The 16,295-nt window shown below is 37.1% G+C and carries 14 protein-coding genes and 1 pseudogene; 11 read left to right on the top strand and 4 right to left on the bottom strand.

Annotated features, from left to right (window positions below; translation table 11 throughout):
- The 6 genes and pseudogenes from L2586_RS24060 to L2586_RS24080 form a co-directional block, all read left to right on the top strand.
- The coding region (locus tag L2586_RS24060; RefSeq protein ID WP_235295559.1) for a hypothetical protein at window positions 1-802 on the top strand (802 nt) is incomplete at its 5' end.
- A gap of 5 nt (window positions 803-807) precedes the next feature.
- On the top strand, window positions 808-1,815 hold the full coding sequence (locus L2586_RS24065; RefSeq protein WP_235295560.1) for a hypothetical protein: 1,008 nt from the start codon (window positions 808-810) through the stop codon (window positions 1,813-1,815).
- Between the two features lie 158 nt (window positions 1,816-1,973).
- The gene (locus L2586_RS24070; protein ID WP_235295561.1) at window positions 1,974-2,132 is read left to right on the top strand and encodes a hypothetical protein; all 159 of its coding nucleotides are present in this window, start codon (window positions 1,974-1,976) and stop codon (window positions 2,130-2,132) included.
- A gap of 9 nt (window positions 2,133-2,141) precedes the next feature.
- A complete protein-coding gene (locus tag L2586_RS24075; protein ID WP_235295562.1) occupies window positions 2,142-2,393 on the top strand; it encodes a hypothetical protein in 252 nt (83 codons plus the stop codon).
- A 144-nt stretch (window positions 2,394-2,537) separates the two neighbouring features.
- Window positions 2,538-2,633: pseudogene (locus tag L2586_RS24910) on the top strand (type II toxin-antitoxin system YoeB family toxin); the annotation flags it as partial.
- Between the two features lie 273 nt (window positions 2,634-2,906).
- Window positions 2,907-3,959 (top strand): VWA domain-containing protein, encoded by a 1,053-nt coding sequence (locus tag L2586_RS24080; protein ID WP_235295563.1) that lies wholly within the window; start codon window positions 2,907-2,909, stop codon window positions 3,957-3,959.
- A gap of 55 nt (window positions 3,960-4,014) precedes the next feature.
- On the opposite strand, the gene L2586_RS24085 is transcribed toward L2586_RS24080, so the two are convergent.
- Window positions 4,015-5,409 (bottom strand): RtcB family protein, encoded by a 1,395-nt coding sequence (locus L2586_RS24085; RefSeq protein WP_235295564.1) that lies wholly within the window; start codon window positions 5,407-5,409, stop codon window positions 4,015-4,017.
- Window positions 5,410-5,528: 119 nt separating this feature from the next.
- Between L2586_RS24085 and L2586_RS24090 the strand changes: the two genes are divergently transcribed.
- Entirely contained in the window at window positions 5,529-6,539 is a 1,011-nt protein-coding gene (locus L2586_RS24090) for a helix-turn-helix transcriptional regulator (RefSeq protein ID WP_348535580.1), read from the top strand.
- A gap of 38 nt (window positions 6,540-6,577) precedes the next feature.
- Complete coding sequence (locus L2586_RS24095) at window positions 6,578-7,417, top strand: pirin family protein (protein WP_235295566.1); 840 nt, start codon at window positions 6,578-6,580, stop codon at window positions 7,415-7,417.
- A 440-nt stretch (window positions 7,418-7,857) separates the two neighbouring features.
- Here L2586_RS24095 and L2586_RS24100 read toward each other — a convergent pair whose 3' ends face one another.
- Window positions 7,858-9,093 carry a T9SS type A sorting domain-containing protein gene (locus tag L2586_RS24100; protein ID WP_235295567.1) on the bottom strand — a complete coding sequence of 412 codons (1,236 nt, stop codon included), beginning with the start codon at window positions 9,091-9,093 and terminating at the stop codon, window positions 7,858-7,860.
- 225 nt (window positions 9,094-9,318) lie between these two features.
- Here L2586_RS24100 and L2586_RS24105 point away from each other — a divergent pair, with 225 nt between their 5' ends.
- Window positions 9,319-11,370 (top strand): gluzincin family metallopeptidase, encoded by a 2,052-nt coding sequence (locus L2586_RS24105; protein WP_235295568.1) that lies wholly within the window; start codon window positions 9,319-9,321, stop codon window positions 11,368-11,370.
- A gap of 9 nt (window positions 11,371-11,379) precedes the next feature.
- Window positions 11,380-12,906 (top strand): ComEC/Rec2 family competence protein, encoded by a 1,527-nt coding sequence (locus L2586_RS24110; protein WP_235295569.1) that lies wholly within the window; start codon window positions 11,380-11,382, stop codon window positions 12,904-12,906.
- A gap of 31 nt (window positions 12,907-12,937) precedes the next feature.
- Here L2586_RS24110 and L2586_RS24115 read toward each other — a convergent pair whose 3' ends face one another.
- The gene (locus L2586_RS24115) at window positions 12,938-13,657 is read right to left on the bottom strand and encodes a head GIN domain-containing protein (protein WP_235295570.1); all 720 of its coding nucleotides are present in this window, start codon (window positions 13,655-13,657) and stop codon (window positions 12,938-12,940) included.
- A gap of 144 nt (window positions 13,658-13,801) precedes the next feature.
- On the opposite strand from L2586_RS24115, the gene L2586_RS24120 reads away from it, so the two are divergent.
- A complete protein-coding gene (locus tag L2586_RS24120; protein WP_235295571.1) occupies window positions 13,802-14,314 on the top strand; it encodes a YdeI/OmpD-associated family protein in 513 nt (170 codons plus the stop codon).
- Window positions 14,315-14,410: 96 nt separating this feature from the next.
- On the opposite strand, the gene L2586_RS24125 is transcribed toward L2586_RS24120, so the two are convergent.
- Window positions 14,411-16,295, bottom strand: a 1,885-nt coding sequence (locus L2586_RS24125; RefSeq protein ID WP_235295572.1) for an SdrD B-like domain-containing protein, incomplete at its 5' end; no start/stop codon positions are given.

The following is a 16,295-nucleotide window of genomic DNA, read 5'->3' on the forward strand; positions in this document are numbered from 1 at the left end:
AGTTGTAAGGCTTGATTTACCTAGCCTTGAGAAGCTTGCGAAAATATTAGATCCAATTCGTAGCCCAAAATTATTAGATGCTGGCTTTAATGAAAGTTTTATGAAATCATTTATTAAAAAAATGAATGATAATGGTTCTTTGTATTCTGACATCGCTGATCCAGGGAAAAACAATGGCTTACAAGTTTTGCTTAATAGCATAGAGAAAATGGAAGGGTTGACTGATGCTGCGAAGTTACCTCTTGTCAGGTCGGGACTTCAATCCACAGATATTGCTCAGCTCAGAGGTGAGTTATTTAGATTAAGGAGATGTGAAGATTATGGTTGGGAAAATTTAAGAGCTTTAGAAGAGTATATAAAGGCAGCTCCAAATAGTGGCTATACTAAAGGAAGACACCCTGATATTTCACCTTTAACTCCACCACCACATTTTATAGAAACAAAGTACTATTCTATACTGTTAAGAGAAAAGACCGTTGATGCATTTGCGAAACAGCTTCATAAAGACTTACTTGATGTTTTCAGAATAATTGATGAAGGCATAGTGGATGCTCCAACTGCATTTAAATCTTATTTGTATGAATTCAAAAAATCTTCAGAAATAACATCAAACTCAGTTTTAGCCAAACAAGTCGAAGATATTTTCACCAAATCTCCTTGGAAAGATCAGCTCATTAATGGAAAGCCTTTGAGTACAATTAAAATCGAATTAGATAATTTATTTATTCAAAAATCAGGAGGCAATTTCGAAGACTTGCTTGATTTTATTTTTGAAAGTAACGCCTTCAAAGTTATTGACTAGAAATTATGGAACTCAAAAAAATATTTAATACAGGTGTACTTCCTCATGAAAGTAATTCACAAATTGCAGTTAATCTTCCCCCAGATGAGGTCATTTTTTACAATCATTCCTTACAAGAGATTCATAAAATCGATGGCTATCAGTTAATAGGTTTATCTGATAAAAATGCTCTGCTTAGAATTGACCGTGATATAATTTTTTATAGTATTACTAACCAAAAAGTAACATGTGAGTTTAAGAATACGAGAATATTCCCATTTCCAATCGACGAAAACATCCTCTTTACCTACAGGAAATCTCCAACAATAGAGCTTCGTGATTTTTCAACAGCAGAAACTCTGTGGAGGACAGAGCTTACAAGTGTGAATAGAATTGTCGAAGGCACATGTAACTCCTCATATTTTATAGGTAATATTTTAGATTCTTTAAATAAGATCTGTATTGATATGGAGTCAGGAGAACTTAAATGGCAGAGAAATACATCAAGCTTTTTAGATCTAGACAATAAATTTGCGGGAAGAAATTATTTATTGCCTAATGTCCTAGTATCACTAGGGAGTAGCCAAGATTATTTTGGTGTCAACATTAAAAATGGCGAACCTCTTTGGCATTTAGATTTAGAAAAACAGCTTAAGATGAGTAAAGTAATCTCCGACACTAACATGTTCCTATTTGTAAGAGAAGTTAATGATGTATACCTATTAAAAATAGACCTTTCAGAAGGTAAAATACTTTGCAAAGAATTATTGACTGAGCAAATTCAACGACTTCAAGTTTATCCTCAAGGAAACACTGGCACATTCGGTCAACTTAGTTACTACGATAATCAATTATTCTTCGGTGCTAACAATCAATTGGTAAGGTTAGATCTCTCATCCTTTAAGATGGAAATTATATTTGAACATACTGCCGAGTTCTACTTCTCCAAAGTCATTGGGTCGAAACTCTTTTATAGTGACAATAACTTTACAACTCTAGTATTTGAATTAGATTCTAGTAATCAAGAAACATAAGCATCTCTAGCCTTATTATCTCTTATAGACATATCGATAAAGTAGAAAACTTTATCTCTTACATTTGAAGGAAGCTTTTGACGCTCAATAACTCTATTTAAAGTTTTGGAATCAACTTCGAGATCTGTAGCACCCACTAAATAAACTGAAGCTATTTCTTGAATATAGAGTTAGCCATGTGGACTAAGATCGGTTATGAGCGTAGAGGGGTATCAGAAAAAGAATCTAGAAGGGTAAAAATAAGCAGTGCAGAAATGGCATCCCAGGTAGGAAACTTATTATACATTTTGTATGTTTACCATAATGGTACACAATAACAAACTATTATGCTGGTTATAAGTAGTAGAGAATTTAGGCAGAATCAAAGAATGTATTTTGAAAAAGTTGATAATGGAGAACAAATAATAGTGCAAAGAGGCAAAGATAAGTCTTATGCACTTACTCCAATTAAGGCAGAAGATATTTACTTTAATGAAGAAATGGTTAGAAAAATCAAGAAGAGTGCTAAGCAAGCAAAAGATGGTCAATTCATTGAAATATCTACTTCTAAAGAAATCAAGGAGTTACTTGGTCTTTGAGTTAAAAGTTAAGTTTTACACCCGGCACTAAAAAGGACATTACAAAGCAAAAGAGATCAGAAGAAAAATTACTTCGAAAATTTGAAGTTCTTTCTAAATAACTCAAAGTGAACTCGAGAGGATAGTAGTCAGAATGAAAAATTAAAGCACGTATTAGAAGAGTATTACTCTAGAAGAATCACTAAGAAAAATAGACTAATTTATGAAATCAAATTTGATAGTGTCATTATAATTTTATAATTTAACAAAGTACTTAGATATAAATATTGGACTATTGATACCTTTTTTTATTAAGAGCTGATTCTATTGTTAATTCTACCTATCGATGCTGTTTTTTTAAAAAAGGAAATGTTATAATTGATATCACCCCCCCCAAAACAAATTATTAATTTTCTACATACCACAATCCAATTTCTTTCGTTTATAACTTATCTGTACCCCAGATTTTAAATTTTAGTGCGCTTTACCTTTCTATACTAATACCGATTTTTCCTAATTACTAAATTGATCATGATGAAGATTAACATCTTATTAATTATTACGTGCATAACTTTTTTTACCGCTTGTGAGAAAGAAATCAACGAGCAATCTCTACAGCCGATCGGTTGTAATGAAGACCTATCTGAAAACGCTTTCAAAATCACCATTCAAGATGAATTCGCAGAGCTTCCTGGTCAAGTATCCGTATTTTTCAAGGTGGATGATAACAGTGGTAACCCAGTAGCCAATCTCAATAGTTCTGATTTTTCAATCTTTGAAAAGGGTAGAAATGATAATTGTTTTAAGAACATTTCCGCTTTCGAAGCCAATGCTAGAATTTCTCCGAATAAACAAGTTTTCAATTACAGCACCATGCTGGTACTCGATCTAAGTGGATCAGTATTATACACCAGTCTGAATGAATTGAAAAATGCTACTAAGGAATTTATTAGAAATATTATTCCGAGAGATGGAAAAGATAGCTTTGAAGTTGGAATATGGTGGTTCGATGGAGAAGATAAATTGCATTTACTTCAAGATTTTACAGACAATACTGCTGCTCTAATTTCGAAAATAGATGGGATCAACAAGAATGTCAGTAAAGATCCATCTACTGATTTATATGGGGCAGTATTGAAATCAGCTGACATTGTCAATCAAAATTTAGCAAAACAACTTAACAATGATATCATCGCTGCATCTTCAGTGGTCGTATTCACTGATGGAACCGACCAAGCAGCTAGATATGGTAAGGATGCTGCTATCAATGCTGTGAAAAAATTGAGCGGTAATATTAAATTTTATACAATTGGTTTAGGAAACGAAATAGATGTTCCGGTTCTTAAACAAATTGGAAAAGCAGGATCGATTATCGCGGCAGATAATGAAGATCTGGAAGAAACATTTAAGCAAACATCAGAATTGGTTTTTGATGAAGCGAATAGTTACTATTTTTTCGAATATTGTAGCCCTAAGCGTGATGGGAGTGGTGTGAATGAATTAGTGCTTCAGGTGAGCGATAGCGGAAAGAAAGGCTATGTAAGAACAGAATTTGACGCGACTGGTTTTAAATCAGGTTGCAATTAAATGGATATATAGAAACGCATGAAAATGGGCATCGTCTTCCGAGACGATGCCTTTTTTATTGACGAGATTTATTACGCTCTTGTCTTTTTCGCTTCCTTTTTCTCCAAGGAGCATCTACCTGCCAGTCACCAGCCATGATACAACCATAAGGCATGATTTTATCCACGACTTCACCTAACCCAAATTCCTTCATTTGGTCTTGGACATTTTGGGCATTTTTGTAAGCAGATGGTAATTCCGAAATATCCATATGCCCGGAATGGAATCGGACATCTAAGCCCATTGTTTCCTCAGCGAAAATGGCCTCATTTGTACGATCTGCCTTGCTTTTTTTATGTGCCGTTCTGCTAACATTTCGACCCGCTCCGTGTGGTGCAAATCCTAAATTCTCAGAAGTGCTTTCTCCTTTTACAATCAAAACGGGTTCGGCCATATTCAGTGGTATAAGTCGTATTCCATTTGTAGAGTCAGGAACAAATTTATCTGCTAAGGGAGTCGCGCCTTTAGCATGATAGAATAAATCATCCTCTTTGAATACGAAGTTATGTTCGTTCCAGAAATTTTCTATTACTTGGGCACCGGCCACTTCGCAAGTTGCTCTATGTAATACGGCATGATTGAGTTTCGTCCATTCCCGTACAATTTGTAAGGCTTCCCAATAATCCCTTCCCTCTTCCTCATCATATGGAATCCACGCATTTCGTTTCATCGTATCTGGTGAAATCTCTTTTCGAAACATTTCGGCTGTTTTCATACCTGCAGAATACAATTTAGCCCCGAATCCCCGACTACCGTGATGTGTGACCATTATTGTCTCTCCTGTATTTCTGGACCGTCCGACATAAAGAAAGTGATTTCCATCTCCTTGAGTTCCTAAGTGAGTTTTAGCTAGCTGCAGACTCCGCTCATTATTTAAGAATTTATTCTGTCGAATTTTTTCCTCGAGTTCAACAGGGAAATCGAATAAATCTTTCCTTCCACCTCCACCAAAATGAGTCCGGCTATGTGCTGCATCCAAGATGTCTTTTGGATTTGCATTGCCGAAGGAAGTCATCATCACAGAACAGCAAACATCGGCGGAATGCATGGAAGGGTGAATAGCATTCCGTGTAGCAACAACTCCACCTACAGGAATCTGGCCTTTCTCACCTGTAGGGCAGGCATCTGGCATCACAGCTCCTTTTACAATAGTAGGTGTTTTCATTAACTCGTCCATCGTACGAAATACATCTTCCATATTCTGAGCCTCTTCCTCATTTTCTGCGCGAATATTTTTTTTGTAGGTCAATGGTTGTGTAAACGGTTCCACTAATTGAGGCATCATTTTATCTAGATAATCACGTAATGCTTCTTCATTTAAATCTTGGCCGTTCACATATTCAAGCGCTTCTCTAAACCATCTTCCCGGACGGTATCCCATTGCGACAAGTGTTTTTCCTGTAATTTTCATTGTTTTTCAATTTTAAATTTTCAATGTTGTTAGAATTACTTTTGCATCATTTCTAACGATCATAAAACAAATGTATATCTTCACTACGCAATTAATTTGCGCAGTTGAAAAAGAATGCAATGGCTCAGAATAAAAACGCTTTAATAAGGTATAGAACAATCGATAAATGTCTTCAGAATAGGTCTAAAAGGTGGACTCTTAAGGACTTAATTAATGCTTGCTCGGATGCCTTATATGAATACGAAGGTAAGCAAACTGATATCAGCAAGAGGACGACGCAACTAGATCTACAGATCATGCGTAGTGATAAGTTAGGTTATAAAGCTCCGATAGAAGTTTATGATAGGAAATATTATCGTTACGCTGATGAGGATTACAGTATTACCAATGTTCCATTGACTCAGATAGATATGGATGTTCTTACTGAATCTGTGGAAATGTTGAAGCAATTTAAAGATTTTTCGCTTTTCCAAGAAATGAATGGCGTCATTCAGAAGCTGGAGGATAAAGTCTATAGAGAAAAGGATCATCAGTCACCTATTATCCACATTGACAAGAACGAAAACCTGAAAGGCCTACATTTTCTGGATGCTTTATATCAGGCTATCCTAAAGGAATTTGTATTGGACATAACTTATCAAAGTTTTAAATCTAGACAGCAATCACATCATGTTTTACATCCATTAATTCTTAAGGAATTCAATAATCGCTGGTTCTTAATTGGGCGGAATCATAAGAACAATCAGATTTTGACCTTAGCTTTGGATCGGATCGAAAAAGCAGAACCCAACTTGAAAATAAATTACGATCGGCAGGGTTTCGATGCTGATGAATATTATAAAAATACCTTTGGCGTTACGGTTATGAGCGATAGCGATCTGATAGACTTAGAATTGAAAATAGATCGGTACAACGCGCCTTATGTGATAACGAAACCATTCCATCCATCGCAGCAAGTAAGCGAGCGATGTGAAGATGGATCTGTGATCTTTACACTCAAGCTGCATCATAACTTTGAACTAGAACGATTAATTTTAGGTTTTGGTGATGCGATTCAGGTATTAAAGCCACGACGGTTTCGACAGCGGATTAAAAAGAAATTTAAAAATGCGTTAGAATATTATCTTTAAAGTCAATAACTTCATTTTGAACAAGACATCTCAGGCACATGAATAAATTGGTTAAATATCTACTACCCGCAGCGAAAATTGACATGGGAGGTTTTCCGGTGAAGCAAGCTTTGCCCACTCAGAACGTTCCACAAGTGGATCCTTTTCTCTTGTTGCATCATGGAAAGGTGAAGTATAGTAGCAGACGACCTGCGCGCCACCAAGGAGTAGATCCTCACCCGCATCGTGGATTTTCACCTGTAACATTCGTTGTGCAAGGCGAAGTTCACCACCGAGATTCAAGAGGTAACAGTCAGATTGCGAAAGCCGGTGAAGTGCAGTGGATACATGCTGGGGCGGGTATCATTCATAGTGAAAGACCCTCTGAGGCAATGGCGGAAAGTGGCACGCATCAAGAATTTATTCAGATCTGGATCAATAGTCCTCAGGAAAGCAAAATGAAAATTCCGGAGTACATCTATATTGATAATGATTCGTTTAAGCGAACGGAATCTGAAGATGGGTTCATAAAGAATAAAGTGATAGATGATATTGGACAATCGCCGTTGTTGATCATTTGGGCAGAAGGTCAGAAGAAAGGCACAACTACTTATCAAATACCAGAAGGGTATAATAGTGCGATTTATCTAATCAAAGGAAAAATGAGGATCAAGGGTTTTGGTCTTTTAAATGATGAACACTTAGCCGTTTTCGAAGATAAGGGCGACACGATAGAAGTAGAGATGAAGGAAGCAGGTCAATTTTTGATTCTTTCAGGTCTGCCGATTGATGAAAAAGTTGTTCAGTCTGGACCTTACGTGATGAATTCGGAAACGGAAATTCTGGAAGCGATGCGAGACTACCAGATGGGAAAAATGGGGATTCTGATTGAGGAATAGGATCGGAGAGTTTAAAAGTTTAGGGTTTATAGTTTAAAGGATCAGAATCGACTTCGACCTGATACAATTTAGTGTTATAACACATGGTTTAAATATAACATCTTCTTCATACGCAAAGGCAGCGTTAAAGATGTCATATTGAGCTGCCGATGCGAGACTACCAGATGAGGAAAATGGGGATTCTGATTGAGGAATAGGATCGGAGAGTTTAAAAGTTTAGGGTTTATAATTTAAAGGATCAGAATCGATTTCGACCTTATACTTATTGGAAATATAGCATAATGTTCAAATATAACATCTTCTTCATACGCACAGGCAGCATTAAAGATGTCATATTGAGCTGACGATGCGAGGAGGTAAGAATGTGTATAAACATTGCAAATAAAAAAGGGTCAATCTGTTACGAATGACCCTTCTCTAAATTTATTTTTTATGTCTTATTACTTTAATAAAACTGGAGCAGTCGTATCTCCCAAGTTTACATAATATAATCCTGGTACATTTCCGCTTAGGTTTATATCTAATCGGCTTGCATTTTTCTGTAATTGACCTTCGCTCACTACTTTTCCTAATGCATCTATCACTCTCCACTTGCTCGCTGAATCAAAGCTTCCATTTTCAAATCTTACTGTAATCATTCCGCTAGTTGGATTCGGGAATACAGACCAGTTTTCAAGCTTTAATGAAGTAGTCGAAGATGACATTTGATGATCTACTTCTACCGTTGCCGTTGCTTCACAATTGTTAGCATCTGTAATGGTTAAATCATATGTACCATTCGCGATACCAACTAAAGATTCTGTAGTATCACCATTACTCCATACATATTGGTAAGGTGGAATTCCACCTGAAACCGTAGTCGTAATCGTTGCAAACGTATCACTTTCCATACTTTCATCTGAAAATGAGATGAGAATTGAATCAGGACTTACCAATTCTATCGTTTCTGAAAAGGTTAAATCTGTATCAACATCAGTTATCGTAAACGAATAACTTCCAGCACTTAAGTTTTCAATGGTTGCAGTTTCTTCTCCATTATTCCAAAGGATGCTATAGTTTCCAGAAGCACCTGAAGGAGTCAAAGCAATTTTACCATCTTCATCTCCAGAACATAATAAATCAGTTACTTCAGCAGCAGTAGTAAGCGGGCTTATAAAGCTAACAACTCCATTTTCTTCTTTTACGAAAACATCTGAAAGTTTGTTATCTGCTGCAGAAACATCTAGAGGCTTATCCGCAAAAATAACGGCTGCTTCTGTATCTACGTCACCATTTGTATCAAATACAATAGTAAAAATAACAGTGCTGTCATCTACTGAAATACCTGCATTAGAGGCTTCTGTCCATGTAAAGGTTAGAAGATCTTTAGTATTTACAGGTCTTCCGAAATTCTCAGCGCCCAAATTGTCAACACCAAAGTTTTTCACTTCATTAAAAGTCAATCCTAGGGTATCCCACTGAATGGTTCCTTCGAAGACAGCTAAAGAGTCAAAACCTTGAACTCTTACATCTAGTTCAACTTGAGTTTCACTACCGATATACTTGCTTTCGATAGATACCGTCAATGTGTCACCAGGACCAGATCGTAATATGGAATTGTTTGTTTTTCCCTCATTTTGACCGAAGGCCGAAATACAAACGAATACAGATAAAATTAAAGTGGTAAATAATTTCATTTTTTTATTTTAAATATGAACAGTACTGGGTATTAAATTGCGGTGCAAAATTAAATCTTTTAAAGCAAAAATCCCTTTGTTTTTGAAATTAAGGTGATCATTTTTCAAATGAAATGCAGAAATGTCGGTTTCGTGTAGAAAATTACATTAGAACAGGCTCGGAAGTCACGTTTAATCACAATTTCATATCTTATAGTAAATATTTAAAGGTTTAACTTTATAAATATGAAAACCACCTCCAAAAGAAAGCCAAATTTTAGAAAATTGAGAGCGTATGCATTCGATCCATCTTTATCTCTGAAGCTTGATACCGCTGAAGTAAACGAGATCGAATATACCCTTCCATGGGAAGATTTAGAAAAAGGACCAGTCGGCTCATACATTGAAGTTATCGATTATGATCCTACGATCGATCGTTATTATGAAGCAGTAGATCTCAATGAACCATACATTCTAGTAGAAAATGGAATTCGCCCTAGTGAATCGAATCCTAAGTTTCACCAGCAGATGGTTTACGCCGTGGCCATGACGACTATTAAAAATTTTGAGAAAGCCCTCGGCCGAAAGGTTATCTGGTCGACTAGGCTCTTAAGTGACACCACCCTCTATGAAGAATATGTAGAGAAACTAAGAATTTATCCGCATGCATTGCGTGAGCCGAATGCTTATTACAGCCCGCATAAGAAGGCCATATTGTTTGGCTACTTCAGGTCAAAGGCGAGCTCTCTAGATATCCAGATGCCCGATGCCATTGTGTTTACTTGCCTGAGTCACGACATCATAGCTCATGAAGTTACCCATGCGATACTAGATGGCATATTCAGACACTATAATGAACCCACGAATCCGGACGTATTAGCTTTTCATGAAGCATTCGCGGATATTGTTGCCCTGTTCCAGCACTTTACTTTTCCTGAAGTCTTGAAACATCAGATCGCCAGAACTAGAGGAAATCTTAAAAATCAAAATCTACTAGGACAATTAGCCCAAGAATTTGGCTCTGCTATCGGTGGATACGGTAGTTTAAGAGACGCCATCGGAAAGGTGAATCCAAAGACCAAGGAATGGGAACCAGCCATTCCGAATCCACAAGATTATAAGAGAACAATGGAGCCGCATGTGAGAGGAAGTATTTTAGTTGCTGCCATTTTTGATGCATTTCTCAGCATTTACAAAAACCGAGTTGCGGATCTTCTGCGGATTGCAACGGGCGGAACCGGAATTCTTCCAGAGGGAGAATTGCATCCTGACCTCGTGAATAGAATGGCGAAAGAAGCCTCTAAAGCTGCAAAGCATGTGCTGAATATGTGCATCAGAGCACTAGATTACTGTCCACCAGTAGATATCACGTTTGGAGATTATTTACGGGCCATTATTACTGCAGACATTGACCTAATAAAAAATGATGACCAGGAATATCGACTTGCTTTCATCGATGCTTTTCGAAAGCGAGGCATTTATCCCACTGGAATTAAGACCTTAAGTATAGATTCGCTGAAGCAGAAAGAGTTAGATATTAAATTTCATAAGAGTAATCAAGGTCGTTCTTTCAGCAGTAACATTGACATGAATGATACGACTAAAGAGTACATGGCGATTCTGAATAAGTACTTAAAAGAATATGGTGATGATATTAAGTACGTAACAGAGCGATCTGAAATCTATAGAATAACAACGGAATACATTAGAGGAAATTATGATAATCCTAGTGGTCTCGTGCAGGGATTACATCAACGGTGGGCGATTACCATCGAAGAACCAGGGACAGAATCGTTAAGTGAAATGACTGGGCTTGCGTTTCATCCAGGTTTTGAGAATCTAGGGATAAAAACGGACGATCAGTTTTACTTTCCTCGGTTCAGTATTCAGAACTTAAGGTTACTCTCTAGGGTAGGGCCGGACGGGAATCTACTGAACCAAGTGGTCTTTTCTATTTTTCAGAAGTCAGGCGTAGTCATGAATATGGATGGGACGATCGGGCATTTTATACCTGAAGTTGACCCTGTTCCTCCGAATGGATTTGTGATGTATGGTGGATGTACGCTGCTTTTTGATCTGGATGATAATAGTCTGAAGTATATCATTTCTAAGCCGATAATCGATGTAGAGAAGTACCGATTAGATGGGAAATACGAGGTAGATGAGGATCGAGTTCGGGCACAATATAATTTTCAGTTTAATGAAGGATTAGAGGAGAGGAGCCTTTATAGCAAGTACTTCGGTGTGGGGCTGAATAACAATTTTAATGAACCATTTGCCATGCTACATAACCACTAAAAACTGCGTATGAAAAAGATTAATAGATGTAAAGTGAGAATGTACAGAGCTGGAACGGGCGATTGTTTTTTATTAAAGTTTTATGCTGGTACGAGGAGGAAATTCACGATGCTCATAGATGGGGGAGTGTGGCAAGGGAGTAAGGAATATCTTACGCCATTTGTAGAGAATATCAAAGATGCCACAGACGGTAAGATTGATTTATTAGTGATCACGCACGAGCACCGAGATCATGTTTTGATGTTTGATCGGTGCTCTGAAATATTCGAAACTTTTGAAATAGATCAATTATGGTTTGGGTGGACCGAAGATGACGGTGATCCAGAAGTGGCGGCATGGAAAGAAAAATATGGAGATAAAAAGAAGGCGCTGAGTTTTGCAGCGGATAGAATGAATCAACTCATTAACGACCAGAGTATCAGGATGAGCCTTGCTGGAAACCAGGCAGAAAATGAGATGTATGATGCGAAAGTTTTATTTTCTGACGTGGTCAATGGGTTTTCAGAATTACATGCAGCTGGATTCGATGGCCAAAAAATCTATAAAGGTGGACTGAAAGGGATGGAGGTTGTGAAAAAACTGAAGGTTAATAAAGTAAGATATTGCAGACAGGGTGAAATCATTAAGGATATTAAGAATATGGAAGGCGTTAAGTTCTATGTCCTAGGTCCGCCGAATATGTATCAGCAAGTTAAGAAGGAGCATGGAAAGGAAGGAGAAAGTTATGATCATAATAAAGACTTAGAAGTCAATGATTTATTCTCGTTATCAGTATTAAAGGACGAGTTGGAACCGCTAAAAGATGATATCCTACCCTTTGATCGGGAATTCGTAATCGAAAATGACCAGATGGGAAAGGAATGCTTTTCCGTTTCAAATTCCCAAATTCGATATGAAGATCCAATGAAGGAATGGCGCAGAATAGACCATGACTGGTTATATAGTTCTGGAAACTTGGCGCTTAGAATGAATAGCCTTACGAATAATTTGAGTTTGGCGTTGGCTATTGAATTCGAAGAAAGTAAGAAAGTGATGCTTTTTCCAGGAGATGCGGAGTTCGGAAGTTGGGAGAGTTGGCATAAGATAAAATGGCATCAAGGTGAGTTGAAAACGGAGGACTTACTGAACCAAACGGTGTTCTATAAAGTTGCTCACCATTTATCGCATAATGGAACGGCGGCTTCTCTGGGATTAGAAATGATGAATCATTCAGATCTGGTAGCGATGGCAACGTTGGATTTTACGAACATCAGTAATGGATGGAAAAGTACAATGCCGAATCGGAAAATTGTCAAGGAATTATTAAAGAGAACGAAGGGGCGATTGATCTTATTAAATGATGAAGAGGTCTATAGCGATTTCGAGGAGCGCGAATTAATTTCGACGGTGATAGAAAAAGAAAAAGCTAGAATGAATGATGCGGAAAAGTATGAATTCGATCGAGACTTTGACATTCCGAAATCGATCAAAGTAAAAACAAAAGGTCAGATCATTGAAAAGCCACTTTACTACGAATATGCTGTGGATGGGAGATAAGCTGCCTTGTAAGGCAGCTTCGTATGTTTGATTAGTAGGACTTAACGCTACCTGAGCCAACTATTTTTTTGTCAATTCTAGGATTCCCTTTGTATTTCACATCACCACTTCCAGCAATAATTGCACTGAGTTCATTACTTACATGAATCTCAACTGAGCCAGAGCCTGCTGCGTTAATATTTGCTTCTTTTACTTTAAAGTTAATGGCTTCTACTGATCCTGATCCACCGATATTAGCATCGAGATCTTCTGCGTAGCCATCTAATGAAATATTTCCTGATCCGCCGATGTTAGCATCTACATCTTCTGCTTCTAAAGATAGTTCGATACTTCCCGATCCTCCGACATTGAGATCTACATCATCTAGATTTTTGAAAGTGTTTTGACCATAGATAGATCCTGACCCTCCGACATTCAAGCCTTTTAGGTCTTTCATTGTGATGAAGATTTCTACCTTTTCGTTTGTTCGAACGCTTGTATTGTTCGGAAATTTAATGTTCCAAGAAGTACCTTTTACCTCTTTTTCGATAAGGTCAATGATGTTCTGCTGTCCTTTAATTTCTATAGATTGTGTATTCCCCTGTGTAATAAATACATCACCTGAAATGCCTAGACTCACCTTGTTAATTGCTTTCATATTTACATTCTCAGAAACGACGGGACCGGAGCCTACGACTTTTTGAGCTTGAGTTAAACTAATAGAAAAGATAAAGATCGAGAACACAGCGATAAGAACATTAAGTTTTTTCATAGGATTAGTTTTTTATTTAAAAGACTCACTCTAAATTGAATAGTTGCATTGCCAAAGAAAAATTTTGGGGAGTGAATCCTGCTAACATTGACAGATAAAAACATCTTATCTTTTGTGAAACTGTAGCATTTTATATATTTAGAAATGGATATTCATAAAAGTAGCATTGAAGACTTCAAAACCGACCTGTGGCATTTTCATTTTAAGGTTCCGCAAGATATAGCAAGGGACTATATAGATGGGAATAATCGGAGAGTGATCTGTACACTGAATAAAGTGAAAAAGTTTCCATGTGCATTGATGCCTAATGGAGAAGAAGGTTGCTTTATCAATGTGAATAAAGAAATACGGAAGGAGTTAGGGTTAAGAGAAGGAGATGCAATCGAATATAGTCTTGAGAAAGATGAATCTGAATATGGACTGCCTATGCCCGAAGAATTGGGTGAACTATTGAAAATCGATGATGAGGCAAATGACTTTTTTCATGCACTGACACCTGGGAAACAAAGAAACCTAATCTACATTGTCGGTAAGCCTAAACTTTCAGCTACTCGGCTGCACAAAGCATTAGGTATCACTGAATTTCTAAAAGAGCATAAAGGGGATCTTGATTTTAAGTTGCTCAATACATTTATGAAAACCTTTAATAAACTGTAAATAGATTCTAGGATTTAAGATTTCGATTCAAGACAAAAAAAAGAGTGCTGAAATCATAATAATTTCAGCACCCATTAAAATAGTAGGTTTACTAACTTATATTTTAATAAAACTTTTGTTAATTGTCAAGTTATTCTTGATGATATTAATGTAATAGTTGCCAGATGCAAGATCTGTTACATCTATTTGGATCGAATTCAAATCTTCTACCGCAGAAACAATTTTAACCAATTGTCCTTGTCCATTAATAATCTGGATTTTTGCATCTCCATCAAGTTCATTATTGAAATCCACATTGATATAATCTGTTGTTGGATTAGGAAATAAGTTGATGTCAATGTGATCATTTGCACGCTCGATTTTTACGATATTCGAGTATTCGAATGCACCATTAAAATCAACTTGCTTTAGTCTGTACAAATATACAGAACCATTATCCACATTTCTATCAAGGAAAGAATAAGACTGTAGATCTGTTGTATTTCCAAAGCCATTAACTTTTCCTATCGTTTCAAATTCACTACCACCATTCTCCATTCTCTGAATTTCAAAGTAGTCATTGTCAATTTCTACAGCTGTTTCCCATTCTAGAAGATTATCATTTTCTAATGCTTCTCCTGTGAAATAAGTCAATTCGACTGGTACTACTGCAGTAATCAAACCTGCATCAATATCATCTTTATTTTCGCCGTCATTAAGAATGAATGTGTTCGTCGTTCCTTCACCATTAGTTCTCGTAACATCACTATCATTTCTTCCGTCTCCTGTGTTGTTAAGCGTGAACGTCTGTCCATCAGGTGCAACAAATTCAACATAGTACTGGCCTGCTACTAAACTATCGATTAAGTATCCCCCATTTACATCTGTAATTGCTGACCCGATAAGAACATCATCCGTGTTGTAAAGATTAACCGTAACGCCTTCTACACCATCTTCGAATAACTCCTCATAAATTCCATCAAGAACAGTATCAAACCAAACGGTATTACCGACACTTGCCGTTCCAGTATAACCAAAATCTTGGTCAAGGTTCGCCTCATCCGCAGCTAAAGTAAGATCAGCTGTATTATCATTCACCATGTCTGGATCGATGCTATTCACAACACCAGCAGGGAAGTCGGTATCATTTGTATCAACTGTAACACTGTAATCACCAGGTGCAAGATATGTGAAAAGATATTTTCCATCTCCATCTGTTTCAGTCGTGATGGTCTTACCTGATGGTAAAGTCAATGTTACGGTAACGTTCGCAATCACTTCATCAATAGTAGGATCAAAGACACCATCGTTATTCACATCTACGAATAATTGGTCTCCTATAGAACCCGTTCCGTTATAACCAAAATCTTGGATTATGTTCATTTCATTTGCAGCCAAAGTAAGATCAGCTGTATTATCATTTACTCCATCTGGGTCAATGCTATTCACAACACCAGCTGGGAAGTCAGCATCATTCGTATCTACGGTTACTGTATAGTCTCCAGCCGTTAAACCTGTGAATGAGTAAGTTCCATGTTCATCTGTTGTCGTCTCAACTGTTTTACCATTCGGTAAGGTCAATGTTACAGTGACATTTGCAATAGGAGCGTCAATCTTAGGATCGAACTCACCATTGTTATCAAGATCAACAAATAATTGATCACCGATAGAACCCATTCCAGTGTAACCGAAATCTTGGTCTAAGTTGCTTGGTATAGTTGATGTTAAAGTAACATCACTAGTATTATCGTTTCCACCATCTGGATCGATGCTATTCGCAACACCAGCTGGGAAGTCAGCATCATTTATATCAACAGTTACGCTATAATCACCAGGTGCAAGACCTTCGAAAAGATATTCACCATTTGCGTCAGAAATTGTATCAATTGTTTCACCACTTGGTAAAGTCAATGTTACCGTCACATTTGCGATCACAGAATCAATAGCAGGATCGAAAACACCATTGTTATCAAGATCAACAAATAATTGATCACCGATAGAA

The organism is Portibacter lacus, assembly GCF_021533215.1.
Lineage (GTDB): Bacteria > Bacteroidota > Bacteroidia > Chitinophagales > Saprospiraceae > Portibacter > Portibacter lacus.